At 40.4% G+C, this 24,841-nt stretch carries 33 protein-coding genes; 3 read left to right on the top strand and 30 right to left on the bottom strand.

All coding sequences use genetic code 11. The annotated features are described in order from the left end of the window. Positions 1–82: 82 nt before the first annotated feature. From IGI77_RS04060 to IGI77_RS04010, 11 genes are all read right to left on the bottom strand, one after another. Positions 83–886 (bottom strand): WxL domain-containing protein, encoded by an 804-nt coding sequence (locus IGI77_RS04060; RefSeq protein WP_438770500.1) that lies wholly within the window; start codon positions 884–886, stop codon positions 83–85. Next, on the bottom strand, positions 886–1,218 hold the full coding sequence (locus IGI77_RS04055; protein ID WP_429976870.1) for an LPXTG cell wall anchor domain-containing protein: 333 nt from the start codon (positions 1,216–1,218) through the stop codon (positions 886–888). Before IGI77_RS04055 ends, IGI77_RS04060 begins: the two co-directional genes overlap by 1 nt. 344 nt (positions 1,219–1,562) lie before the next feature. Beyond that, positions 1,563–1,832 (bottom strand): type II toxin-antitoxin system RelE family toxin, encoded by a 270-nt coding sequence (locus IGI77_RS04050; protein WP_270277442.1) that lies wholly within the window; start codon positions 1,830–1,832, stop codon positions 1,563–1,565. Then, positions 1,829–2,044: a type II toxin-antitoxin system RelB family antitoxin gene (relB, locus tag IGI77_RS04045; RefSeq protein WP_023520736.1), complete on the bottom strand. Its 216-nt coding sequence runs from the start codon at positions 2,042–2,044 to the stop codon at positions 1,829–1,831. The genes IGI77_RS04050 and relB overlap by 4 nt, the downstream gene beginning before the upstream one ends. Before the next feature lie 303 nt (positions 2,045–2,347). Then, positions 2,348–2,596: a hypothetical protein gene (locus IGI77_RS04040; protein WP_270277440.1), complete on the bottom strand. Its 249-nt coding sequence runs from the start codon at positions 2,594–2,596 to the stop codon at positions 2,348–2,350. Between the two features lie 122 nt (positions 2,597–2,718). Then, on the bottom strand, positions 2,719–2,964 hold the full coding sequence (locus IGI77_RS04035; protein ID WP_270290942.1) for a hypothetical protein: 246 nt from the start codon (positions 2,962–2,964) through the stop codon (positions 2,719–2,721). Further along, on the bottom strand, positions 2,948–3,130 hold the full coding sequence (locus IGI77_RS04030) for a hypothetical protein (protein ID WP_270277439.1): 183 nt from the start codon (positions 3,128–3,130) through the stop codon (positions 2,948–2,950). The genes IGI77_RS04035 and IGI77_RS04030 overlap by 17 nt, the downstream gene beginning before the upstream one ends. 159 nt (positions 3,131–3,289) lie before the next feature. Further along, positions 3,290–4,630 (bottom strand): PcfJ domain-containing protein, encoded by a 1,341-nt coding sequence (locus IGI77_RS04025; protein WP_438769531.1) that lies wholly within the window; start codon positions 4,628–4,630, stop codon positions 3,290–3,292. Then, positions 4,627–5,082, bottom strand: a complete 456-nt coding sequence (locus tag IGI77_RS04020) for a Cas9 inhibitor AcrIIA9 family protein (protein WP_429976872.1) — start codon at positions 5,080–5,082, stop codon at positions 4,627–4,629. Before IGI77_RS04020 ends, IGI77_RS04025 begins: the two co-directional genes overlap by 4 nt. A 64-nt stretch (positions 5,083–5,146) precedes the next feature. Then, a complete protein-coding gene (locus tag IGI77_RS04015) occupies positions 5,147–5,587 on the bottom strand; it encodes a JAB domain-containing protein (protein ID WP_023520729.1) in 441 nt (146 codons plus the stop codon). 497 nt (positions 5,588–6,084) lie between these two features. Next, positions 6,085–6,810 carry a DNA/RNA non-specific endonuclease gene (locus tag IGI77_RS04010; RefSeq protein ID WP_429976873.1) on the bottom strand — a complete coding sequence of 242 codons (726 nt, stop codon included), beginning with the start codon at positions 6,808–6,810 and terminating at the stop codon, positions 6,085–6,087. Between the two features lie 212 nt (positions 6,811–7,022). Between IGI77_RS04010 and IGI77_RS04005 the strand changes: the two genes are divergently transcribed. After that, positions 7,023–7,436 (top strand): GNAT family N-acetyltransferase, encoded by a 414-nt coding sequence (locus IGI77_RS04005; protein WP_438769530.1) that lies wholly within the window; start codon positions 7,023–7,025, stop codon positions 7,434–7,436. Between the two features lie 82 nt (positions 7,437–7,518). Here the strand turns inward: IGI77_RS04005 and IGI77_RS04000 are convergent, their stop codons facing one another. The 10 genes from IGI77_RS04000 to IGI77_RS03955 form a co-directional block, all read right to left on the bottom strand. Next, complete coding sequence (locus tag IGI77_RS04000) at positions 7,519–7,821, bottom strand: hypothetical protein (protein ID WP_270277433.1); 303 nt, start codon at positions 7,819–7,821, stop codon at positions 7,519–7,521. Between the two features lie 53 nt (positions 7,822–7,874). Continuing rightward, positions 7,875–8,108, bottom strand: a complete 234-nt coding sequence (locus IGI77_RS03995) for a hypothetical protein (protein WP_244733167.1) — start codon at positions 8,106–8,108, stop codon at positions 7,875–7,877. 82 nt (positions 8,109–8,190) lie between these two features. Beyond that, complete coding sequence (locus tag IGI77_RS03990; protein ID WP_438769529.1) at positions 8,191–8,952, bottom strand: N-6 DNA methylase; 762 nt, start codon at positions 8,950–8,952, stop codon at positions 8,191–8,193. Continuing rightward, on the bottom strand, positions 8,939–9,130 hold the full coding sequence (locus IGI77_RS03985; protein WP_429976830.1) for a hypothetical protein: 192 nt from the start codon (positions 9,128–9,130) through the stop codon (positions 8,939–8,941). Before IGI77_RS03985 ends, IGI77_RS03990 begins: the two co-directional genes overlap by 14 nt. Next, positions 9,127–9,483, bottom strand: coding sequence for a hypothetical protein (locus IGI77_RS03980; protein ID WP_429976831.1), 357 nt, complete (start codon positions 9,481–9,483; stop codon positions 9,127–9,129). Before IGI77_RS03980 ends, IGI77_RS03985 begins: the two co-directional genes overlap by 4 nt. Positions 9,484–9,543: 60 nt before the next feature. Further along, the gene (locus tag IGI77_RS03975) at positions 9,544–9,870 is read right to left on the bottom strand and encodes a hypothetical protein (protein ID WP_429976832.1); all 327 of its coding nucleotides are present in this window, start codon (positions 9,868–9,870) and stop codon (positions 9,544–9,546) included. Between the two features lie 28 nt (positions 9,871–9,898). Continuing rightward, on the bottom strand, positions 9,899–10,171 hold the full coding sequence (locus tag IGI77_RS03970; protein ID WP_429976833.1) for a hypothetical protein: 273 nt from the start codon (positions 10,169–10,171) through the stop codon (positions 9,899–9,901). A 513-nt stretch (positions 10,172–10,684) separates the two neighbouring features. Further along, positions 10,685–11,173, bottom strand: a complete 489-nt coding sequence (gene ssb, locus IGI77_RS03965; RefSeq protein ID WP_270277428.1) for a single-stranded DNA-binding protein — start codon at positions 11,171–11,173, stop codon at positions 10,685–10,687. A gap of 209 nt (positions 11,174–11,382) precedes the next feature. Further along, positions 11,383–11,721 (bottom strand): hypothetical protein, encoded by a 339-nt coding sequence (locus tag IGI77_RS03960; RefSeq protein ID WP_429976835.1) that lies wholly within the window; start codon positions 11,719–11,721, stop codon positions 11,383–11,385. Positions 11,722–11,912: 191 nt separating this feature from the next. Continuing rightward, on the bottom strand, positions 11,913–12,437 hold the full coding sequence (locus IGI77_RS03955) for a hypothetical protein (protein ID WP_429966763.1): 525 nt from the start codon (positions 12,435–12,437) through the stop codon (positions 11,913–11,915). 509 nt (positions 12,438–12,946) lie between these two features. On the opposite strand from IGI77_RS03955, the gene IGI77_RS03950 reads away from it, so the two are divergent. Next, positions 12,947–13,090, top strand: coding sequence for a hypothetical protein (locus tag IGI77_RS03950; protein ID WP_438769528.1), 144 nt, complete (start codon positions 12,947–12,949; stop codon positions 13,088–13,090). Positions 13,091–13,126: 36 nt separating this feature from the next. Then, positions 13,127–13,270, top strand: a complete 144-nt coding sequence (gene pepG1 / locus IGI77_RS03945; protein WP_074934757.1) for a type I toxin-antitoxin system toxin PepG1 — start codon at positions 13,127–13,129, stop codon at positions 13,268–13,270. A 303-nt stretch (positions 13,271–13,573) separates the two neighbouring features. On the opposite strand, the gene IGI77_RS03940 is transcribed toward pepG1, so the two are convergent. The 9 genes from IGI77_RS03940 to IGI77_RS03900 form a co-directional block, all read right to left on the bottom strand. Continuing rightward, positions 13,574–14,461 carry a hypothetical protein gene (locus tag IGI77_RS03940; protein ID WP_429966827.1) on the bottom strand — a complete coding sequence of 296 codons (888 nt, stop codon included), beginning with the start codon at positions 14,459–14,461 and terminating at the stop codon, positions 13,574–13,576. Between the two features lie 645 nt (positions 14,462–15,106). After that, on the bottom strand, positions 15,107–17,281 hold the full coding sequence (locus IGI77_RS03935; RefSeq protein WP_429966762.1) for a TraM recognition domain-containing protein: 2,175 nt from the start codon (positions 17,279–17,281) through the stop codon (positions 15,107–15,109). Positions 17,282–17,283: 2 nt separating this feature from the next. Further along, the gene (locus IGI77_RS03930; RefSeq protein WP_438769526.1) at positions 17,284–19,629 is read right to left on the bottom strand and encodes a hypothetical protein; all 2,346 of its coding nucleotides are present in this window, start codon (positions 19,627–19,629) and stop codon (positions 17,284–17,286) included. 13 nt (positions 19,630–19,642) lie between these two features. Continuing rightward, positions 19,643–22,135 (bottom strand): ATP-binding protein, encoded by a 2,493-nt coding sequence (locus tag IGI77_RS03925; protein ID WP_438769525.1) that lies wholly within the window; start codon positions 22,133–22,135, stop codon positions 19,643–19,645. Continuing rightward, the gene (locus tag IGI77_RS03920) at positions 22,120–22,545 is read right to left on the bottom strand and encodes a TcpE family conjugal transfer membrane protein (protein ID WP_016620956.1); all 426 of its coding nucleotides are present in this window, start codon (positions 22,543–22,545) and stop codon (positions 22,120–22,122) included. The genes IGI77_RS03925 and IGI77_RS03920 overlap by 16 nt, the downstream gene beginning before the upstream one ends. Before the next feature lie 10 nt (positions 22,546–22,555). Beyond that, positions 22,556–22,819 (bottom strand): hypothetical protein, encoded by a 264-nt coding sequence (locus tag IGI77_RS03915; RefSeq protein ID WP_016620957.1) that lies wholly within the window; start codon positions 22,817–22,819, stop codon positions 22,556–22,558. A gap of 31 nt (positions 22,820–22,850) precedes the next feature. After that, the gene (locus IGI77_RS03910; RefSeq protein ID WP_438769524.1) at positions 22,851–23,870 is read right to left on the bottom strand and encodes a conjugal transfer protein; all 1,020 of its coding nucleotides are present in this window, start codon (positions 23,868–23,870) and stop codon (positions 22,851–22,853) included. Then, positions 23,863–24,177, bottom strand: a complete 315-nt coding sequence (locus IGI77_RS03905; RefSeq protein ID WP_270277413.1) for a hypothetical protein — start codon at positions 24,175–24,177, stop codon at positions 23,863–23,865. Before IGI77_RS03905 ends, IGI77_RS03910 begins: the two co-directional genes overlap by 8 nt. Before the next feature lie 14 nt (positions 24,178–24,191). Beyond that, positions 24,192–24,827: a hypothetical protein gene (locus tag IGI77_RS03900; RefSeq protein WP_438769523.1), complete on the bottom strand. Its 636-nt coding sequence runs from the start codon at positions 24,825–24,827 to the stop codon at positions 24,192–24,194. Positions 24,828–24,841 lie beyond the last annotated feature (14 nt).

Below are 24,841 nucleotides of genomic sequence, written 5' to 3'. Positions count from 1 at the left end.
AATCCTTTCTAAAAAAGCAGCGCTACAGAGATCTGCAACGCTGCTAGAGACTAATAGACTGGGAGACGGAACGGGTTACCTCTTACAGTTCATTGTCAGGTGTTTGCCCCAATTCCCAAGTCAAGGTAGAGGTATACGTTACCGCATCTTTGGCGGTCGAACCTGGTACGAATAGTTGAATCGCCTCATTCTCCACAACAGCTGCGCCGTCTGCTACTTGTTTTGCGATCGCATCATGATCTCCCCAAACAGCAGTAGAAGTACCGGCACCTTTGTTATTAGCAGCCGTCATAATCGGCACGGCATCACTGTTTGGGATCAATTCTAACCCGCTTGCATGAATGGTCGGTGCTTGCTCATTATTATCGATACTGTAACGCAGGGTCGGATCAAATAACGTGATTTTTGCGCCTTTTAATACATTATTTAGTGTATTCGTAGGTGCTTGGAATTCCGTTAGACTTACACGTAACGCCCACCCTTCATTGGTACCGCGAGTATCTTGGACTTGTGCCAAACTTACATAAGGAACTTTATTTTCTTCCCCTGACGTCCCTGTTTTTTGTTGTCTTTCAGCGACCATGTTATAATGCTCATCTGTAGTTGAGATAATTTGTGTACCGAAGTTCATCGTTGGTACTGTTGCGATCGTTAAAGGCCCTTTGTTTTCTCCATCAGGACCAGTGATTGGTGGAATGGTTACATCTTCACCATCATCTCCAGGATCAACGACGGTATCGTCATTGCTTGGTGTAAAGGTAATTTGCCCCTCTGTCGTCGCTTGACGTACTTCTTGTGATTCTGTTTCTTCAGCGAAGGCTTGTACGCCTCCGGCAAAGATCGTTGTTGATAATGCCGCTACAGTGGCTAAACGGATAAATTTCATCATTCATTTCCTGCTTTCATTCCAATTATTTTTTGTGTTGCTTTTCTTCTTTGGTACTCTACTACCACTAAGGTACCGGCCACTAAGAAACTGCCGACCCAAATAGCAAATGACCCTTCGGTCATATTCGTTTGTGGTAACGAGCCGCCTGGTTTTTGTGGACTGGTGCTTGGGGGTGGATCGGGTGTGCCGATCGGTTTGTACGCCCCGGTAAATCCAATAGATCCCTCTGACTCGACGGATTGGACCTGTGTACCATCGACGGACAATGGAAATTGAAGTGCAAGAAGCACTGCCAGCATCCCAATCAAACATCCAACCGTTTTATGCATCTTCCCTCCTCCTTTAAATAGTCGTCTCAAAAATCTTCGTTTTTTAGATTGATCATTACTTATGTTTCTCAAAACTAAGAAACCCTAATTTACCAACAGTTATTTTGACATTTGTCTTGTTCAAATGTCTTTTTTTTCTGTAAACCCAAAAACGAAGGTTTTTAATACATGAGAAAAAACAAACAAGGTTCAATGAAGCACCTTTCTTGTATCTCCTAGATTAATGGATTCTCTATTAAATGAATAATCGAAATTTTCACTTCGACATGCAAATTTAGAAAAATAGACATAAAAAAAAGGATCAAAAACTTTTAAGTTTCTGACCCCTTTTTATCATTTAGTAACTAGCCGTCATAAATCGTTTCTCGCTTGCCAGCTTTTATAACTAGAACTAACGCATATTCATCACGAATATCACATATTAATCTATATTTTCCTATTCGATATCGCCACAAGCCACTTTTATCAGCAGTAAGACCTTTTCCAGTCCGTCTCGGATTTTCACAACCCTCGATATTTTTATTCAACCAAAGCAGAATCTGCTTTCGAATGGGTTTATCTAACTTCAAAAATTCTTTTTGTGCGCGTTTATCAAATTCAACGTGATACTTCATAAACCTTCAGCCTTCATCATGTCTTTAAGAGAGACAGATTCACCAGATAGATTCTTTAGAGCTTCAGATCCCGCTTGCAAGTCCAGGTAATCTTCAATTTTTTCAGTTAATGCTTGTTTCATTAAAGTTGATAAGGGTTGACCAGTTAACTCAGCATAGCTTTGAAAAAATGCCTCTTCTTGTTCATTTAATCTTATAGTAGTAACGCTCATTGTAATCCCTCCTTTTATCTATATAACCATTGTATTACAATGTAATACAGAAGTCAATCATTTATAATTTAGTATATCGATCGATCATCGAATCTACTTTTTTGTACTCTTGGTTCTTCAGCTGATTTTCCTTTTCTGTGAGATTCTCATGGCATATGAAGAGACCAATCATATCTTTTACTTTCAAAATCCCCAATCGATCTGATACACAACAATACTCTTTTACTGATTTATCAACAATAATCGCATGGTCATTGTAAAAGTAAATTCTTTTTAAATCACTTATAGCCAAGAGAATTCACCTCAGATTTTCTTTTCATCATTTACTAAATCAAATCGGTCATAGCCGTCTACCTTTTCGTATTCTAGATGACATGTGTTGCATAAATAGCGACCATTCGGATAAAAATGGTCTCCCTTTTTTTCTCTTACTTGTTTTGCTAATTCACCACAATCACATTCAATCCAACTTGGGGGCCAATACAAGCGACGATTATAAGGCGTTATCGGTATTTTCCACTGACCGCCAAAACATTTTCTTTCTTGTGACAAAATCAACCGCTCCTTTCATTGAAATCATAAACACTTAGCTGTTCTTTTCTGTAAAGTGTATCCCTTCAACGTATCCTGAGTAAACCGCTTCATTGTTTCTGTTTTATGTGAAGTATCAGCGCCTACTCTCTTTCTATCAACCAGTATAAATTGCATTCTCGGTCATCTGAATAGGTGTAACGCAAAGAGTAACCAGCACTTCTAACCAGCTCTTTAAAGACTTCTGTTGGACCGTGATTGTCTAATGGTCCCTCTTTTTGCCAAAGGGGTACACGTAGCGTGTCTGCAACGTCCTTCGACAACGTACCTTTATCAATCAGGACATCCAGCACCTGATTCACCGTCAAATAGTTAATCTCTGATTCCATTAGGCACGTCCTCCTGATTATCAGTGATCAACGTTTCTTCTTGTGTAGGGTAGTGGGTTTGTTTCACCGCAAAGGCTTCTGCTTCGGTTTTGGTTGGAAAGCTAGCAGCGACCGCTCCTCTCACATAAACCACGAATTGACCGTTTTCTTCTTTAATTTTGACCATTGGTATCGCTCCCTTATCGTTTTATTTTAGTCTACCATAGTGATAGACATTGTTTGCACCTTTATTTTTTGCTATAATAAAGGCGCAAATACAATGCAAACTTCTTTCTGGCTTATCTTAACTTCCGATTAAGATAGGCTTTTTTTGTGTCTTGAATGGCTAGGCAACATGCTTTTTCTCCTCAGTTTTGTATCGCTTATTGACAATGTATAACCATTGATTGACTATTTCTCTTAGTTGTTCATCGGGTCTTTTGTTCTTAAAACCATGTACTTGTACGAGCCTTGAATCACAATATTCTATCGTGTAGTACGGTTTGTCAGGTTCAGTAGTCTTTCGGGCGAACACAATGGTCGTTTCCCCTTCTGCATGTTGATTGATATAACTGCTTCCCCCCACGCAATGTTTCAAACTTTTTCCTTCTTCTATCAAATCATTTGCTTCCTTTGGCAAGATAAATTGCACATCTTTTATCGTCATTTCAAGAAAAGCTTCTTCAATTGCTCGTTTTTCAAATTCCTTTCTTACAATCTCACGCTTCATCGCATTTATTGTGTCTACAGCTTTGTCATGTGCCATTTTAAGGTCTTTAGGCAGTCGTGTCATTGGCGTGATTGGTATACCTAATTCATTTAACATATCGAGATAATCCTGATAAAAGCCAATGGTTCGCTTTTGTTTCATGAGGTAATTCTGGAATGTGATTGGCTTTACTCCCTCTGGTATCTTACTTATATCATCTACTCCCATAAACGCTTCAACACCTGAAATATACTTTGTTCCCATTGATTCTAGTGCTTGCTTTACTTGATAGGCTTGATAGGTTCGTTGGCTATTTCTGAAAAACACTTTGTTTCGCTTCAACCAGTTCATCGTGATTGACCGCATATCTAACTTCCTTTCTAGAATTTGCTTGGCTAACGCTGGCGCATTGATTCGTTGTGCATATTCGATTCTCTGTCGGTACTTGTAGATAAAGCCAATTTCATCACCATATATGGAATCGATTGTCAGATACCGTAGCTCTGAAACGTTGAACAAACGGTCATTCCAATTATTTGGATAGAGGGTTGGATGTTGCGCATACATGGAAAGCATATTGCCAAGTTGTACCAAACGAAAATCATAGGTTGTATCAGAAACTGCACCAACTTTGATATGTTTGTTATTGCTAAAGTGTTCTAAATTCACTAATTTCACTCGAAAGTGTTGCTTGCCTTTTTCAAGTAAAGAACGGACTTCATAGGTTTGAATCTCGATTCGCTTACTAGTAGATAAGATAATTTGAAAATGGTCTCTACGGTCAAAAAAGGTTAGTCGTGAGTTCTTTGTGAGCCGTTTTTCTTCGGTAAAGTAATGCTTGCGTTCAGAAGCAATGACTGTCTGCTGTTTGTTTGCCCATTTGTAAGTGGGCATATTGTAGTAACACCATTCAAAGAATGCCTTCGGTGGTTTCAAACAGTTTTTGGCGTAGTCATTAGCGGTTTTCATCTTTCTCATAACATATCTAGCAAACTTAATTGCTCTCCTTCCATCATTTTTGGCTTGTCCTTTGTGCTGTTGCTTTCCTTTGTTTCTTCTTTCTTCGATTTCACCTGATTGATATTCTGCGGTTTCTTAGGCTCCTCTTGCTTTGCCTTGCTCTTTTGAATCATTTCTTTGGCAAAATCATTGGTAACTACGGTAACTGGTTGTTTAAAGTAGTGCGTTATCCATAAGTAAACCAATTCGTTATCGATAATGGCACACCCGCCGACTTGATATTGTACCGCTTGTGAATAAGCATATTGGTGAGCCTTTTTAAGCGATTTTTCAGGGGTCAAAATTCCTTGATATAATGCAATGTCCTTTTGCTTACATAACCATTCATACATCATTTTCTCGCTAGGTGACGATTGTTCAGTCAGTTCAGTTGTTAATTTTTCAAGTGCTACACGTTTGATTCGATTCATCGTTTTCCCTCCACATTTTTAAGATTTGTGTGCTTTTCTAATTGGTAGAAAAGCACACTCGGAATCATAACTTGCCTTCTTCTCGATACGAGTAGTAATCATCACTGCCAACGATGATGTGGTCTAATAATTCAATGCTCATCAGCTTTCCTGCTCGTACCAGCCGTTCGGTCACTTGGTTATCCGCAATGCTTGGTTTCGGATTACCAGAAGGGTGATTGTGGGCGATTAGAATGCGAGAAGCGTTTGACAATAGCGCTCGTTGAAATAGATTCTTCGGTTCGACAAACGTTTGATTGATGGTTCCTCTATGAACCACTGAGTAACTGGTCAAGTTGTTTCTCACATCTAAGCAAAGTAGAACGAGGTTTTCTTGTGTGTCCAATCCGATTTCATTTTGAAGCCATGTCGCTATCGTATAACTTGAGGTGGTATTTAGCGGAACAAACTTTTCCATTGCACAAATTTCTTGGTTGACTTTGACGATTTCATAAACTGTTTCCATATCATTCACTCTTTTCTTTCTTTTTTGTTTTGGTCTTTACAAATCCATTTGAGTGTTGCGATTTGTGGGTGGCGAAAAAATTTGATTTGAAGAAATGTCACTGGGCATTTGTTTGTACTCCTCCTTTCTCGTTGTTTGATCTTCGAACATTCGAGCATAGCTGATAGCGGTTTGGCGTGCTTAGCCCTTACACCTGGAGCAGGCGGAAAAAAAGGGAGTGCTGTAGGAAAAAGTTTTGTGTGGGTTTCGCAAAAGTTTTTCCGCCCCTTTTTTTCTGACTGCGTAAGGTGTATAAGCACTCTCGCCAATCCGATAGCAGCGTGATCGAGTGGTCGAAAACAACGAACAGGAGTGAAACAACTGCCCAGCGCTCTGACATTTCTTCAAATCTAACAAAGATTCCGATACGGAATCTTTCCACCTGCGGATCTCATTGCTTTAGCAAGGAGGTTCCGCTTCTCTTTTCTCTTGAACTTGTTCTTTTGACCTTGAGTGATTTATGGGTTTGTGGCTTTTCCAGTCTGATAATCGATCGATACACCATTTTGAACGTTGTGGATCAAGACATTGAATTGAACGTCATTGTTTTCAATGCTTTGTGCTTCCATTTGAATCGCTCTGGGCAACAATTCTCGCTCTCTGAATATCGGTGTAACCCGATAGCGCACGTGGTTATTGGTTTTTCTCAGATAGTTGGCCACTTCATTTTCATATTGGACCATGTGGATCTGGTTCAGCTGTTGAGTGCCGGTAAACAAGTTCTTCCAATTATCATTTTCACCGGTCATTTGAAAGCCTACCAAATGCGATCTGTTATAGAGCCAGACATTACTTTCGAGCTTCTTCTGATTCCAACCAGTGGGATACACATTTGATATGTCGCCTCGTTCTTCTGTAGGCATCATCGATCGGTGTAGCATCGCATTTGCGACACCGACACGATTCAACGAATCGAGATCCGAAAAGGTTTGCCAAGACCCTGTATCGATCGATGCCTCTTCAGCTGTAAAGCTAGGACGATTCCCGTTTACTTGAACGACAACGTTCTGACCATCAAATTCAAGCAGATTATCAATCTCTTCAGCTGAGATTTGTTCTTGGGCAGTCCATTCATCGAAGAAAGCAGGCAACTGAACATCAACTTCTGATAAGTCCACCAATGAAGCGGTGAACCCAAGCAAACTGATCAACGTTGCAAGGATAAATTTTGACTTATGTTTCATAGCAATTTCCTTTCCTATTGACGTATTTTTGTAAAAAAGGCAAAGTGTTAACATTGCATGTGTTGATAGAGTGTTTTTCTGCTATTTTGGTGGATAGTGTAATTAATCAAATTTCCGAATAATGTCATTTTTTTCTTTTAAAAATTGACAATTTATATTTAGGCGCTATAATTAGTAGTTCTCGGGCATTAAACTGAAAAGGAAGTGTATTTATGTCAATTAAACAAATGCAATATGCAGAAAACAAAGAAGTAACTTTATCCGAATTAGAATCATATACAAAGAAAATCGTTCCTGAACTAGAACAAAACTATCAACATCTTAGCTTTATATACGAATCAGAAGGTGTTGTTTTAGGTAGAATCGTTGGTTTTATTCATTGGGATTATCTGCAAATTGAACTTTTCTATGTTTCTGATAATACACAAGGAAAAGGAATTGGAACCAAATTGTTAAATCATGTAGAGTCCATTGCCAAACAACAGGGGATATCCTATATTTTCTTAGAGACAATGAGCTTTAATGCACCTAAATTTTACGAAAAAAATGGTTATGAATTAGTCGGCCGTATTGATAATTCCCCTTTAGAAACTAAAACTAGATTTTTCTATAAAAAATATATTTAAACTTACGAGCAAATCTAAAGATCAACATTTCGTTGATCTTTTTTGAATACGTGCAGATTTGTAGTTTCTGTCGATTGTAGAATCACTCGTATTCAACATCAGTGGCGTATGAGTTGTAGATAACGTTGATATGCTCATTTACTTCTTGATTATCTTTGATCCAATATGGACGTTTACCATCTCGAAGTGGAATGCCGAAACCTTCAATCTCTGTTGCATTATTGTGTACTACGTTGTAAACAATGTGTTCTGCGCACTCCTTCAAAGTGAAGAAATCATAAAAATACTGCCGAAAGTCTTCTAGCCATTCCTCGGTGAAATATTCTGGATCAAGTTCAACTTTTACCTTGTCACGTCTTACTAATTCGATTTCAAATTTTTCCATTTGTTTTTATCCTCTCTAGATGTGTATTTCTTCCTACTATCAAAATAACCAACCTAAACATCGACTATGCTTTCAATGAGACTAATAGCCGAATCAAGGCTATCCTCTGCTTCCCCCATGTCATTAATATGCTCTTGTGACTTCTCATAACGTTCACTTCCCCACAAGTTTTCTGGCATATTCTCCGTGTATTGCTCCTCTTCCTCTCTTAGGTTTTCTAATTGATTTTTTAATTCACTGATTTGTTCGAAAATCTCCTTTAGAGATTTTCTTCTTTTTGCATTCAAAGTAACTCCTCCAGTTTGATTTAATTTAGATTTTGGCAAAGAAGAAGGAAGCCTTGCGCCCTTCTTCTTTCCGTAAAATCAATTAAAACAAGGCAAGTTGTTCAGCACCTTCAGGAATGACCCAAACGTCTGGTTCCTCTTTTTGTATTCTTTTTGGTGCAGTTGCTGGCTCTTGCTTCTTCCTCGTGATCCATGCGGGATTGATTACGTGAAACGGTGTGAACCAAGTAGACGTTTCCTCACCCGACATGGAATTTTTCACTTTGCATACGGCATTGATCCCGCATAACGAAAGTTGAACATAAGCCATCAGTAAGCAGTTTTCGTCAATGTCTTCACACTCCACTCTCAGTTGCTTCTGATAGTTATAACCACCGCTTTCCATTGCTACCGCAAAAGCAAGAACCATGCTACCAGCACCTACACATGGCTCATAGTAGCCAATACATCCCTTTTCCTCTAATAACGGCTCATTGTTGGTAAAAGTCATTCTAGCCATCAATTCTGCGATATGAGAAGGAGTAAAAAATTGACCTGCATTTTTACTGTTTATGTTTAATTCCATGTAAATTGCACCTAGCCAATCTTGCACCTTGTATTCAAACGCCATTCTAAGCAATCCTAAGCAGTCCGCAAGCAGAAAAACTTCTTCCCTCGTATATTTGCCGACAGTCGCCAAGTAGGCGGTTTCTCGCTCGTCGTACTGTCCTTTATCCACACTGTTTGAATAAGCATAAGCCATCATATGCACCCAATCGAAGAAAACGGTAGAGATATTTCGCTTTCCTGATAGGCTCTGTAATTTCGTAGTGATCATTTTTTGATAATCTCTATTCTTTTTCATTTAATTCTCCTTGGGTTAAGGTATTTGTAATTAGATTAACAACCGGATTATACTCATCAAAGCCTGTTAATTGGACTCTAGAAATATCAGTCAAATCAAGTTCAGGGTGAAAGTCGATTAATATAACGGCATTTTTTGGCAGTGTGTTCAATTTCTCTATTAATTCCCCAACAGTCATTTTGTTTCCTCCCCTTCTTGCTCTGTCTCTTTGCTTATTTTGTGTTCTATCGCTGTCCTTGTAAGTTCAAAAACCTTAGCGACCTCCATTCCACACCTGACCGCACCTACTGGACTTGAACAAATTACCCCCGCATCGATTAGTGCCTGTTCAATCCCCGTATTTTCTGACCACCCTTTTATAGCCACAAAATTTTGATTGATAACCAAATCAGTGTTTACCGTTGCAGTAGCAATTAAGTCATCTTCTCGCTTTCCTTTTCGTTTTGTAACTAGTTGAATCGCGACATTGTCGTTGTCCGCATAGTTCAGAAACTCCACATTGCATAGATTCTGGTTGAATGTAACCTTCATAGATTTATTTTCCTTTCTTGTTGTAGGATTCCACCAAAAGGTGGAATCCTACGTATTTTTTTAGATAGTGTCATTGAAATGAACTTCATTTACTTCGTTGTATGAAATATCGATCACTTGGAAAATATTAGAATCATCTTCAAATCCGAAACAATCAATGAATTCAACAAGTTCACTCCTTTTATTTTCAAATTTCTTATACCAAACGCTTCCGTTTAGCGTACCAGTAGTGCTGATAAAAAATGTTTGATAGCCGATTGGATTTGTTATTAACGGTGTAACTGAATCCCCAAAAAGTTCTTGTGCAAAGCCATGTACTTTTTCAACCTCATCTTTGAAACTTGGCAAAGCTGTAACAATCATTGCGTTATTTGTGATAAATTCCATTTAAAATCTCCTCCATTTTTTTGTTTTGTTATGAAATTCGATACAACTGACAATCGTTAATAAACTCAACTCCTAGCGCTTTAAGTGCGTTTATAATGAAACATTCAGGTACTTTTCCATACTTAGGAATTGTCAGTTCTTTTACGATTTCAGTAGAGCTGTAGTAAATCCCTGCGCCGATATCGTGTAGTGTCGAAGCTTGCTCATACGCTTGTTCAGCGTGCTTTTCAACCGCTTCACGATACTTTTTATATTCTGCCAAGGTCATATTTTTATCTTTGCAATATTTTGAAATTCTCATTCTGATTGCTCCTTTCTTGTTTTTTGGTCTTCAAAAATCCATTTGAGTGTTGCGATTTGTGGGTGGCGAAAAAGCTTTGATTTTAAGAAATGTCATTGGGCATTTGTTTTTACTCCTCCTTTCTTCGTTGTTGAATTAGTACATTCGAGCATAGCTGATAGCGGTTTGGCGTGCTTTGAACTTACACCGGCGGTAGGCAGAAAAAAAGGGATTGCCGTAGGAAAAAGTTTTGCGCTCTTTGCAAAAGTTTTTTCGCCCCTTTTTTTCTGACTGGCGCTGGTGTATAAGCGAACTAGCCAACCCGATAGCAGCATGATCGATGGACGAAACAACGAACAGGAGTGAAACAAATGCCCAACGCCCTGACATTTCTTCAAATCTAACCAAGATTCCGGTACGGAATCTTTCCACCTGCGGATCTCATTGCTTTAGCAAGGAGGTTCCGCTTCACTTGTTCCTTTATTTTTTATGTACTAAGTCAACCGCCGAAGCGGCTGACCTCCTTGTTCTGCTTTAGAATGGCAAATCATCATCTGAAACGTCTAACGTTGCTCCTACTGGTGCGCCTGCTGGCATGTCGCTATCACTTGGGAAACCAGATGTTACTGGCTCGTTGTAATTCTGACGATTGGCTTGCTGAGTGGGTTGACTCGGTTGTGTGCTTTGTCGTTGTTCGCTTGTTGCCTTTGATTCCAACAATTGGAAACTGTCTGCTAAAACTTCAGTTACATAGACTCGCTGTCCTTGTTGGTTGTCATAAGAACGTGTTTGAATTCGTCCGGTCACTCCAAGCAATGTACCCTTACGAGCATAATTAGCAAGGGTTTCCGCTGGCTTTCTCCAAATCACACACTGAATGAAGTCTGCTTCACGCTCTCCCGCTTGGTTGGTAAAGTTTCGATTGATGGCAAGGGTAAAAGTAGCCACACCTTTTCCACCGCTCGTATAGCGCAAATCAGGGTCTTTCGTTAAACGTCCTACTAAAGTCACATTGTTAATCATATTTTTTCCTCTTTTCCATTAAATAATTTTTTAGTTCCAATAATTAATAAATAGCCATACACAAAGAGCGACAATTACAATACCAACTACTTTTTTAATCGCTCTTTTCACGATTCCACTTAAAAATCCGAAAGCCAATGACCGGAGTATTCCGATACCAAAGGCACTTCCTATAAGCGGAATCATTCTTTCAAACATTTCCTTTGGCATTAGTCATATTCACCTCTTAGTTTTTTTGCACAAGGTGCGCAAACGTACCCAACGCCCCAAGCACCGCTTGGGTATTCGTTTAACATGTAGCGACATTCTTCACACTCGCCGTAATAAGTCGCTTCACTCTCAAAATCGATCGATTGTTTTAAGCGTTCCAAGTTGATTTCGATCGTTCTGAGCCGTTTCATACCATGGTCATCTTCACGATACACGTCGCAATAGGCTACTGGTGATTCGATATGATTGACACCTATAACATCTCCTCGGGAAATGAGTTCCTCTTGAAAGACAAAAGAAATCTTACATTTGTACTTCTTACCATCATTTATCATCATTTTTTTTGCACGAAAGGGTTATGAAACCCTTTCGTACGTCTCCTTTTCCTCTGTTTTGTGTTGTTCTTTGTGTAAGTCCTTCAGCGATTCGATTGCCTGCTTGATTCCCTCTAATTCGGTCAACGTATATTTTTCGCCCAACTCTATCCAATTAATTGGCATTTTAATCATTCCTTTCCTGATTCTTTGGTTTAGAGTTTCCCGAAGTGACCAATCGTTTCTAAAAAAACAAGGGCATGTGCTAGGTCATAAACACTATTCAACGTATGTTTGCGGTATTGAATAGAACTAGAGCGGTCTTTCATCATCAATGAAATTGTTTTGTTTTTGAAAAAGGCAACGGCTCTCATCGTTTCAGTTTCAAATATTTGTTCACCATCGTATGTGTCTAACTGTTCTAAACGTTGATAAATGACCTCTGCTTGCGCATATCTCGCTTGAATCGCTTGCTCTATAACATCGTCATCATAATCGCAAAACACGTACGTATTACAGCCCTCTAAAATCTCCCCTTGCACTTTTTCGTCATAGCGAATGCTCCCCCATCGCTTTTGTATTTCATGGCGAATCGTTTCCGTTTCTAGCGATAAATCATGTAATGTTACTTTGATAGAAGTGCTACCGTAGCCCACCATTTCAACCCGAATGCGTACCTTTTTCGTATCAATTCCTTGCTCTCTCAAACTCTTTTTGATATTTACTGCGGTAATTTCCATGTGAATCTCTCCTTATTGGTCGGTTTTTGTTCCTGACAAGTTCATTTCAGTTAAGCGATTTGTGGGTGGTGAAAAAATTTGATTTTATTGACTGTCTGCAACGATTTGTTTAGAATTCTCCTTTCTTTGTTGGTTGATATCGATCATTTCGAGCTGAAGCTGATAGCGGGTTGGCGTGCTTAGCCCTTACACCTGTAGCAGGCAGAAAAAAAGGGAGTGCTGTAGGAAAAAGTTTTGCGCTCTTTGCAAAAGTTTTTCCGCCCCTTCTTTTTCTGAATGCGGAAGGTGTATAAGCACTCTCGCCAAACCGATAGCAGCTGCTCGATAGGAGCGAAACCGACAAACAGGAATGAAACAAATCCGTTGCGCTCTGACAGTCAATACAATCTAAAAAAGATTCCGGCATCGGAATCTTACGCCCTGCGGAAATCATTGCTTGTCAATGAGGTTCCGCTTCTCTTATTACTTGAACTTTGGTTTGATTCTTTTGACCTTTTAGAAGTGATCACATGGCTTCTTCCGTAGCGGCGGTGGTGGTTGGAGCGAAGGAAGAAATACGTCTATGCAGCAAAGAAAAAACCAGTCCAAATGCCTTAGAATTAAGGATTCAGACTGGTTCTTATGGTATAATAGTAGTTGACAGTAAAGTTTAATGACGGTGGCTATCCAATGAAAGTGAGGTGGTGCGTATGAGCGTACTTCCAATATCTTATGAAAGGAGACGCCTTTTGTCTGCATACGAAACAATTCAGACCATCCTTGGCTTTGGTATGTTTACCATTGCTTTGATCAGTCTGGTTGTAAAGTTGCTTAAAAACGACAAAAAGAAATAGCCGTCACTTTAGCGAGCCGACAAGCTATTTCCTTTTGTAAATAGTAAGTTTTATCGTCACCGTTCTTTAAACGGTGCTGTCACAAGGGGAGTTGTTGACGCAACTCCTCTTTACATACTTATTATACCATGGTAGCGCTGAAAAAACTACATAAACGCCGAAAAGGGAAAGCTCGTCTTTCCTTTTTTTGTTGCCCCGTAAGCGGTGGAGGCGGTCGGAGTGTCGGGGCAACAAAAAAAATCATCCTAATGCAACTGATCCTCAAAAATTGCCACGATCGTGTTCATAGCTGGTCTCCATTCTTTAGCTTTTTCTTTCATTGATAAAGTCGTTTTCATCTAACATTCTTTCCAACACTGAAGTAAATTCATTACTGGATACTATATGCAGTCGATCAAACGCTGTAGGATCTATCTTTAATTTTTCGTCTTGTTGTTTCAACATAAAATACTCCTTGAATGTGTCCAAGGAGTTATAGATTATGTTGCTGGGTGTCACATAGACTAATTGAGCATTTTTTTTCTGAGTAAGAACACGAAGGTATTTTGGAAAGATTGCCCTGGTGTATCGATTTTGAGATTTAAGGGTCAGCTCAATTTCAAAATGCCAGTCACTAACTTCAGCCAATTTGTTTTCAAATCGTAAAATATAATCCGAAACATGAAAGAGCGTGCCTTTTTTTGCTTTAGACATGTCTTTTTTCTCGTACATCTGCCGACGCTCTGACTGAGCCAACAAAAATGTTGGCTTTGTTTTTGCCTTGCGAATAGATTCGATTAAATAATTAGAGACCTCTATATGGTGTTTTAAATTATATTCTGGGACTTTTGGAAAAGAGTATATTCCTCCAATCGAATTGTGTCCTTTTTTTGTTAGAAAAAAGAACCTGATTGCCTGGTCTTCTTGCACATAAATATAATCAATCAATTCAAATTTCTTCAGTGTAGCTAGCCTTCTATATAAAGAAGGCTTACTATAAGAAAATTCAAGATTCATGATCCTTAATAATTGATCTGCTGTCACTATCCTTAATTCATGAAGTATGTTTAGAATTAACCACTCAGCATTTTCCTTCTCAAAAGTATCGTACTTGCTGTAAAGTAATTCTCGAATTTTAATCACACCTTTCGTTTGCCTTGGTTTGTTTCGTAAATTTGTGGCCAACTCAGCCAGACAATATACTCTTACCATTTTTGGCACATAGAACAGCGACAGCCCCTTCAAGGTTTGGTGAAGGGGCGCGGGCGCAAGGGGTTGTTGTTGCCTCGAACCAATATTTTTTAGCTATCTAGTAAATGTTAAGGTTATCTTTTTCTGGGCTATGGTTCGTACTAGACTAAGATACAATCAAAACGAAGGCATTATTATCTCATTTAGGTTTATGGTTCTGTGCCAGCCCCTTCAAGACTTGGTGAAGGGGCGTTGGCGCAAGGGGTAGTTGTAAGTTCCCTCTTTCAATGATTGAAAGAGGGCGGAGGGTGATAGTTAGAGACCCCCATGAATGGGGGTAGGGGGTTGATCCCTTTAATCTTTTCCATCTTCCACTTATCTACTCTTCTCATTTTGATCTATCATAATTTATTTGTTTCGCTTAGTGGGCGCCTTGCCGCTGTTGTCACTGGTTTATTATTCCGGTTCCTGACCATTTACGGTAAAACTGGGGATTTTTCCCACGTTGTCCGTAAATGGTCAGGAATTTTGCTTTAGCAAAAAGGAAGAATAAACCTTGGTGTGACAACGTTCAGCGGCAAGGCGCCCACGGTCTTCGATTCTCGCTGGATTCTCGGTCAATTCTCGGTGGATTCTCGCTGGATTCTCAAAATAATAGATTAAAAATTAGCGGTTAGCTGGATTTGTGACGTACACACGCACGGCTTGTTCACGTACGCTTTTAGATTTTCGGTAGACCACAAACTCGCCTTGACGTAAATCTTTGAACTCGTCTGGATGGACCAAAAAGTTTCGAACATTACGAACCGTTCCTCGTGAAGCTACCCAATCGGTCTTCTCAACGTCACTATAGCCATGCTCTTGTTCCACCATTGAGGTCTTCTCGACGTCGCTATAGGTGCCAATTAAAGACGTCCATTGATCAACTTCTTTTCCTGAATTGACTTGACCGATGAAGTACGTGTTACAGTTACCAACCATCTGTTCTGTCAGTATTGGATCGATTCGATCAATGTCTGCTAACATCTGTGGGCTGAAAATTGTATGAAGTCCGGCTCCCCTTCCTTTGTTTACCGTATCTAAAAATGAATCGTTCATGTAGACAGACGGTTCATCACAAACAAGTAAGAAAGGGTTAAATTCACTGTAGATATAATTCTCAGAAGCTAAATAATTCACTTCGGAAACAAAAAATTGAGCGAGCGTTTTAATGTAATCTTTGTACACCAATCCGTTCAATGTCAGAAACATGACCTCATTATTTTGGCTGTCTTTTAATAAATCAAGCTCTTCAACACCTTCTTCAGACGTATCAAACAGGTATCCTAGCTCGCTATCGATCAACATATTGATGTTTGTCTGCAGGGCTTCTGACGTGGCATAAAGGTAAAATGGATTGTCTTTATGTTCGTAGCGCATGAACAATTTTTTGAACATATCCTTTTCTTTTTGAGGAAGAAGATAGCGAAAGCGCCGGATCAAATAGTACAGCTCTTCTAATGGCAAGTGGTCTGGATTGATCTCAATCAACGTTTCACCGACGGGATCACTACTGATTTCATCTTCAATATCCAACTCTTCCAAACGATTTTTCTTTCGCTGGTCATCGGTTTCCTCGCTGTCTTCTGTCTCTTTTTTCTTTGAAGTGGTTTTCTTTTTCTTCTCTTCTTTTTCTTCGACAGCCATGAACAGTAAGTCTTCTTTCTCGTCAAGCTGCGTATCCAAAAACTTCATTAATACATTTCTTGGTAGGAAGTACTCGGACACTTGTTGAAGCGTGCGATCGATTCCAAACAAGTCTAAGAATTGAATCGTTGCTTGAATCAGTGATTTCGCTGCACCAGAATAGAAGACACTTTCCGTTTCGGCAAGTGTGATCAATCGGTCCCGAACCATAACACTGTTCCCGTGTTTGATAGGATTGTACCGGACGTTTTCCGTATCACTAAAAACTTTGACTGATTTTCCGTACTTATTAGCGATTCCCTCAATCGATTCTAAGGTGTCTTTGGCTCCTTTTCCATCGATGTACAAGATCGGAATATTGTGTTCGATCGCATAGTCGATAAAAATCATATTTAAGGTGGTTTTCCCACTCCCTGTCGTTCCGGTAAAGGTCGCGTGTTGATTCAACTCAGAAAATGACATGGTATAAGGATGACCGAATTCCTCAACACCAACGAACAAAGGCGGTTCTTTGGTCGTGGCTTCACCCATTCCTCTTCGTTCTCGTGCCTGAGTTCTTTCTTGCTTTTGTTCTTCTTTAAATCGTTCATTTTCTTCTTTCACGATGTCAAACTTGTTCTCTTTTCGTTTCTTGTAGTCTTTACTTTTTCGAATCATTGATAGTTCTTCTTCTTTGGACTTTACTTTCCGTTTGCTGACGAATCCAACGACAAGCGCAAAAAATGCACATTGTGTGACGGATCCAAGCAACAACGCAAACAAGCTGCCAACGGTAAATGGCAGCTTGTTTGGTAAGAAATTAAGTGGAAAGAAGTTGTAACAGCTGAGGTAAATAATTGGTGTCCAAAGAAACGCTAGAAGAAAATTGACGAGTAATCCACCAAAATAAATGACGGCCGATAGCACAAGGTATCGTTCAAATAAGGGGATATAGTCACGTTTCCCTAAAGCGCCATTCTTTTCTTTTTGACTAATCCAGTACAAAAAGCAAAAAGGAATGAGCCCGACAATCGTGAAAGGATAGAAGACCAATAACAGCCCAGAAACGATTAGGCTGATCTGACTTAACTTTCCTTGTGGCTCTTTTGCGCCGCCTCCTGAAGGGGACTTATCTGAAAAGGCGGCGTCAAATGCTCCTTGATTCCATATACTCATAGTTACTTTCTCCTCACTGGTTGACGTACGGTTTGATTGTCTTTCTTAAGGTATTTGTCTGCTCCGGCATGTTTTTGTTCATTACTCGTTGCTTGTTTCTTTGCGGATTTCCCGCGTTCTTTTTTCGGTGCCTGCGCTGGATTTCGAACCGTTTGTCCTTTTGTATGCTTTGAATTTGACCCTTGATTCGACGTGGGTTCTCCTGTTTTACGATCTACTTGACGAGTACTAGTACCGACACTCTTTGTCTTTGCGCCAACATCTGAAGTACTTTGCGTCGGTTCACTACGTTCTTGACGTTGTTGAGCAGGTGTCTGCTTTCCTGTCTTAGCGACTTTGGATCCAACGGCAGCTTCCTTAGAAGAGGATCGTTCTGATTGTTTCTCTCTGCCCTGCACTTCCCCAGAACCAGTTGACTGTTCCTTACGCTTTGTCCGCTTCTCCGACTCTTCCTGTCCCTGACGTGGTTTATTCAAGTCTTGAGACGACGCTTCATCAAGAGTAGGTGTAGATTTTTGAGGGGAATCTGTGGATTGCTGTCTATTTTGACGTCGATCACTGACCGGTCCAGATTGACCATTAGTCTTATTCAATTCATTATCCTCTGATCCTGGTTGTTCTGAAGCCTTTGGATCAACTTCTTTACGAGCGGCACGTTGGGCGCGCAAGTCCTGCTTGTCTTTGTCCGTTGGCTTATTCAAATCTTGGCCATTTGCATCTTTTTCTTTGTCCGTAGATTCAGCTTTTTTATTCGCTTCTGCGGCTTTGTTTCGTTCGGCTCTAAGGGCATTTTCAGGTTTATTTTTCTTGTTTACCTCGTTCAACCCATGACTGGAAGCACCATTCTTTTCAGCTGCAGCTTGTTTCTTCTTATACCGCGCTTTGGCATCTTCTCGTTGCTGTTGACGTGTAGCCTTTTGCGCTGCTTGTTCAGCTTTCGCTTGCCTATTTGCTTGAATCGGGTGTCGTAGAGCCATTCCCATACGACTTAATTTGCTTGCGTAGGGTCCAGGTGTGAAGATAATGCCTAAGAACCGTCGAAAGGTCCAAAGAAATGGCGGTGCTAAGATCCAAGCAATAAACGTAATGACGCGGTCTAGCGGATCCGTTGTTTGGGTATTCATTACACTATAAGCCAATGTCACATAGCTCATAAAAATCACCATCAGTAGGCTGATCCCACCTTTGATAAACATTATCGTCCCAAGCCCTTTGAAGTAACTCCCTAAGACATCTTTTCCTTGAATCACCATGGCAAATATCAATGCGATCGGGAAAAAGACAGGAATCGCAACCAATAAGAACTGAAAGGCGATTCGTACGATTCCTAATAGGCCATAAATGAAAAACTGAAGTCCGTTCGTGATCACATACAAAAACGCAAGTCCAGTCCATCTAAAGGCGTTTGTATAGATCGGATTCGTATTTCCTAGTTCGTCCACCTCATAGTCTGTCACGTCTTCTACAAACGCTACCTGGGCTTCTGAAGCAGAATCATTATCTAGTAATGCACCAATCCGATCAAAACTTTGACCGTTATACTCGATGGCTTGTTCTCGTATCTCGGCTTCATCTGCGGTACCATATTGCATGTAAAGATATGGCACGTACACATTGTTGTAAAAGACCTCTGCAGCCAATCGGTTCGCTAAATCATTGTCATCCTCTTCACCATTTCCAGGGACAAAGTGAGTTTGTCCTTCCGGCTTGAAGTTAGGATTGACCCCTGCAAGAGCTTTTTCCAGTTGATGATCGATCGAGATCACGCCGTCAAAGAAAAACTCATTGCCTTTTGGATCCGTAAAAATCGCAAACGAGATCATAGTCAGTATCGCTAGTCCAAAGATTTTAACGGCTTCAAAGAATTGTCCGGTCGTTGCGTATTTAATGACCATAAAAAGGGCAACCATAACCAAACCAAAGGTTGTGGCCACGTTGACCAGAGAGTTGGCTAAGTCTAAAGACAATTCCTGAAAGGGTTCCTTCACTTGCGTCGCCAGATCCAAGGAGAAAAGACCTTTTACCATTCGCGCGTTAAACCGTCCGATTGCTGAAGCAGCCGACCACACCCAATTTTTGATCATGGAATCTAAGTTTTGGCGAAATTCATTGATTTTATTCAGGCTTGAAAACTCCTTATTCATTAAAGAAAAGGAGTTTTCTTCATACCTATTGTAGATTTCATCTTTGTCTTCTGTCGGCTCTTTGTTCACCACTGGAAAGCCTTTTTCTTCGCTGACGGCTACGTACATGACTTCTGTTTTCGCTTCTGCCTGAATCGGGTGTGACGCACTGAATCCGATGAATGAAAACAGTAAGACAAGAAACAGTAGACACTTTTTCTTCATAAGTTCCTCCTTTCTAGAATTCATCCTCTTGCTCAAGCGCTAAGGCTTTTTGTGTTCCTTCATCGGACGTATCGGTCGATTTGATTGCTTCAAGCCATTCTGCGAATAAGACATCGATCGCAATGGCTTGATTTCTGCCCTTATGATCCTGAAATAGACAGGTTCCTTGCTTCAAGGATTCAATCCGTTCTTTGTTGCTTTTGTTGACGGACATGCCAAAAAAGGAGAGAACTTGTTCTTGTTGATCCTTGGCTTTTGGTTTAAAGGCAAATTTATAGGAAATCAGATCATTCGCCGTTTCCTTGTCGAAATCGGCGAAAGACTGCATGAGGATCGTCATATCCGTTCCATACGCCCGCCCTTTACGCAAGTTGTCTTCAGCCAGGTATTTTCCACGTGGCGTATCCATAAACCCTTTAGCTTCGTCGATAATGACACTCGCATCTTCTTCCATATTCGTTGAGAAGATCGATACTAAGTGCATGATCACGTCCATAATCGCTTCACTAGCGATTTTATCGGGTCCCAAGTTCCCATATTCCTTTTCTTCTTTTGTTGGCAAAGAGAGTCCTTGGATCCCTAGAACGGTGACCTGGGAATGAAACCCGATGGATTCACTGTCATCATCTCCAATAATGACTTTCCCGATCCCCTTTTTGTGGCTGTTTAATACTGCCCCCAAATCTTTATCCTCTTGTCGGATCAGGTCAATAACGGCACTGAGGTGCCGGTGGTCTGCTTGTTGATCCACTGCTTCGATGGCATCAATAATGATTCGCTTCAAGCGAGCAGCTTTTGACGGGTCTTGATTCACTTCTCCTAGTTGAAACAAGACTTGTCTTGCTTCTAACATGCCTTGCTCCCCAGGTAATAGCATCAATGGATCCAAGATGCCTCGGTATTGATCATCCGTTGATAAAGTAAGGAAATGGATACTATCACAAAGCGCCACAAACTCGGAATAATGACTATATTTGCGTTTGGCATCGTGAACATATTTCACCATTTCGTTCTTTGGCTCAATATAGAGGGTCTTTTGACCAAAGAATAAAAGCCAAAGGAAAATATATTTGACCAGGGTGGATTTCCCTTCCCCTGAAGGTCCTGTAATGACGGTATTCCCGTTAGCATGGACACTTCCTTCAACATTTTTCTTCGTTAAATGAGGTGAAAAGTAGACTAAGTTACTTGAGAACTGAATCGCTTCTTTGACATTTTTAAAATCCTTTTGAGTGATAATTCGCCCAAGTGGAAGACCATATTTATTTCCGACGGTTCTGTATAGATCAAAGCCTAGATCCATGAGATAACTCGTCGTGGCATGTTGTTCATAGTCAAAAAAGGTATAAGGCGCCCCTAGCTGGCTTTGATAGAAATAGGTCAGTTGATCGACCAGTGGGCGATAAAGCTTATAGTCCGTGCCTTTGAAGACGAGTTTTAAGTGATCGATTCGTTCTTCAAGCTCTTCTAAGGAGTCGGCACTGATCATAAACCAAAGAGAAAAACCGACTTTTCGTCGGTTTTCTCTTTTCAAATCATGATGAAGCTTCTTCAATCGTTCGTCCCCAATCAAGATCACTTCATCGTCGTCTAACTCGGCATTCGCCGTATCATGATCGTCCATTTGTTCTTTGATTCGCTTGAACATTTTCCGGACGTGCTTCATATCTTTTTCCGTCGGGGTAAAGCGTGCTGGTGTGAAAATATCGATTGGAAAGTAACAGCTGCTCTTTACTTCATGAACAAAGCCACTCCCAAATAGCGAACTTGGCATCCCCACAAGTGGAAGAAAGACGATATAGTGGGTTTGATCCATCTGTTCAATGGTCAAATACCCTTTATGCATCGTCACGATCCCCTCGGTCATTTCAGCGTCGCTGAACTCTTCCGGAATGACAGCTGTGTTGGGGTGATAGAGGTGGTATTGAATTTTTTTCAGCTCTGTTTCCGTTGCACGTCGAACACGTTTGGCATGTAAAAGATCCTGGTACAATGCTTCTTCTTTTTCAATATAAACCTTAGAACTTACTTGGGTTTGTGTCGGTTGACCGGTCACCACCTCGCGAACCTTTTTGGCAAAATCATCTTTGAATAGTCGAATGAAGTCGATGGGATCTACTGGAATCGGCTTATTTGTCAACTTCACTAATAAGAGTGTTTTTGATCGAGAGATTTTTAATTCTTGATTCAAAATACTGAAAGCCTCGTCATAATAGTAATCGCCAATATTCTTTAATGGGCCACGAACCAATTCTGTTTTTGTTGTGTCGAACTGTTTCTTCAAAGGAAATCGTTCAGAGATATCAAGTACCCGGTATTCATATTCATCATGGGCAAACAGTTCTTGTCCATCATCGATATAGGGCTTAAAAAATTCTGGTTCATTCAATGGAAAGTATGTCTTATCGATCACATAGGCTACCCAAACATGACCGTCCTTCATGAAGATAAAGTTGCGAAACCAGCTGTCTTGAGGGGTTTGTGCATAGGCTACTTGGGTTTCCATTGATAGACACGTCCTTTTTTCCTTTTATCTACAAACTGAAGCGGGGTTTCCATGAATCCTACTTTATGACCATGTTCTGTTTGCGTATTTCCTCTTGCGGTTGCCTTAAATCGCCCCATCAGAAAAGAGGAGAAGCGTTTCTTATCCCATGACAAGCTAAACAGCACCCACAAACCAACGCTCAGGAAGAAAATGAGAACGATCCATGTTTGGCGAAAGAGATTACTTAAAAAAGTAATCCCAAACACCAAAGAGAGAAGCCAGGAGCCAAAAACAAGTCCTGCAATGACCCCGATACCAATCAAAAATGAGACTTTGACCCCTTCAGGGAAAAAGCGACTCAGATTGATTGCACCGATAGCATAGACTTTATGAGGCTGTTTCCATTCCCTTGTGTAGTTATATTCCATTGATTATCCCTCACAAGTAAAAACGCGATAGAAAAATGGCTGTGCTTGAAGCGGAAGGGTCAAAGAATTGATCTTTGAACCAATTTCCGATTTCCCATGCGTTATCAAGAACAATAATTAAGGCAATCAATACAAGCACACACATAATCGATGCGATTGCTCGTCCGATCCCTTGGGTCATAAACGCTGCAATGGCCATAAAGATTGCGACCACCACTAAAATAAAGACTAGCTGTGGGGCAAATTCGCTAAATAAATTACTAAAATCAAACATGTTTCATTCCTCCAAATAGGGTTTATTTTTTTTAAAAAGGCGTCACAGAGTCGACAAAGTAAGAGCCTGCTTCACCAGAAATCGTTAAACGAGCAGTTGAGGTAAAGAAATTTCCTTCAATAAACGACAATTGGAAGGACGTTTCGGCAATCAACTGCCCCTCTTTTTCGACTAAGTTTAATACTTGAATATTTCTGACTTGATCCGCTCCGACACCTGCGACGTCACTCACTAGCTTCAGATTCGGATCATTTTGAACGTAAAGGGTTAAAAAGTCTTCAATGAATGAAACCACACGTGCAGCTTCCCCTTCTTCAAGACTTTCTCCTTCCGTCAAGAATGGATCAATCGTTGCTTTTGCCGTATTTCCTTCATGATTCTCAGAGAATGTCATGCTCAAGAAACTAGGTGGCTGCAAGACTTTCACTTCGCCATTCTCAATATTGGTAAGTAAGGACACACGTACTTGATTTGTCTGTTCCCTCTCAACAAAGACAACGTCGTACGTCGTTTCAAAGGTGAAGCCTATCTCGTCTGCTTCTTTCTCCTTCTGCGTAATTGCTTGAATTGATTGGATCGATCGTGTATTTCCAACAGAAAATTGAATCAAGTCATTCATGGATAGACCTTGTGCCAGGTAAGGGGAAAGGACTTGTTCCAGATCACTGCGTGACGTTCCTTCTTCTATCGTAAAATAATGGGTCAAGAACTCCTCGCCAACGTGACGGCTCCAATCTCCTTCTTGCGTTGCTTCTAACGTTGATTCAGCTACTGCCTTTGCTTCTTGGACACCCGTAGCGGCAATATGAGCGAGCTGATTCATACGGCTATAAGAAAGAAAAGAAACGACGCACATGACCAAAAATGTGAAGTAAAAGAAGTAGGTGAGCCATTGTCTCACCGTTACCGGATGAAAGCGAAGGCTACTCGGTTCTTTTTTCTTCTTTTTCTTTTTTGGTCGTTTTTCTTTTTTCAGCTTTTCTTTCTTTTTCTTTTGTCCCTGGGTGGATCCCTGCAACGCACTGGGATCAAAAAAATCTGTTTCACTCATTCACAATGCCGTACCTTTCTTTTAAATATTTCGGAATTGTTTCTGCAATGACCACTTGATCAACGAGCAGTCCAGCACCTGATAAAAACTCTTTCACGAGTGGCCACTGTGACTTTGATAATCCGAATTTTTTGTTCAATGGCTCAAAGAATAACTTACTTCCGACACGAATTTTTCGATTCTGGATCTGCCAAAGAATATAGATAATGGTTTGTTCCTTTTTTTCATATTGATCAAAGTGTGGCGCGTATTGTTCTTTTTTCTCATTTCTTTGGTCATTCACATGGTTGTTTTCTTGGTTGTTCATTGAAAGTCTCCTTTTTAATTTGAATAGAATTGGCTATTGGCCGGATCCTCTTCGTAGGTTATGTCATAGACCAACCAGGTCTCTCCCGAACGTCGATAATGAATAGTGACAAGCAGGACTTGGTTGGTTTCTTTATGGGCGTGTTCCCCTGTTTCATGGTCGTGATTATGGTCCGAATCGTAGAGAACGTGGATCCTTGTTAGCACTTCTTGATTTTGTTCATCAATTTGGCGAAAGAAGCTCGTCTCTTCGATAATTTTGCACGCAAGGTCTTGATAGACGGGCACACCTTCGGTTATTCCTAATGCTGGATAACGATCCTCACTATAAGCAAAGGGCTTCATTTGTTCTTTTTGTGTATCTAACGAATCATAGTTAAATGCTGCTTGTAGAAAAGCTGCATGGACATCGGTGAATGATTCGTCACTTAACTCAGTTCTTGGTTGTCTCTGTTCACTTGTAGTTGTGCTTTTTGTAGTGGATTCTTGCGTCTCTTGCTCTACTTCCCGACTCCCTTGTATCGCTGTATCATTGCTCGATTGAAGGGTTTCTTCACTATCACTAAGTGACAGACGAGAGAGAAAGAAGACACACAAAAGCAACAAGACACCACACATGACCACTAGAGCGATTTTTTTTGACGATTGCATTTTTGTTTCCTTTC

It is taken from the genome of Enterococcus sp. DIV0213h (genome assembly GCF_051711285.1).
Classification (GTDB): domain Bacteria; phylum Bacillota; class Bacilli; order Lactobacillales; family Enterococcaceae; genus Enterococcus_D; species Enterococcus_D casseliflavus.
The sequence above is the reverse complement of the archived record's forward strand: the minus strand, read 5'-3'. Positions and strand labels throughout refer to the sequence as shown.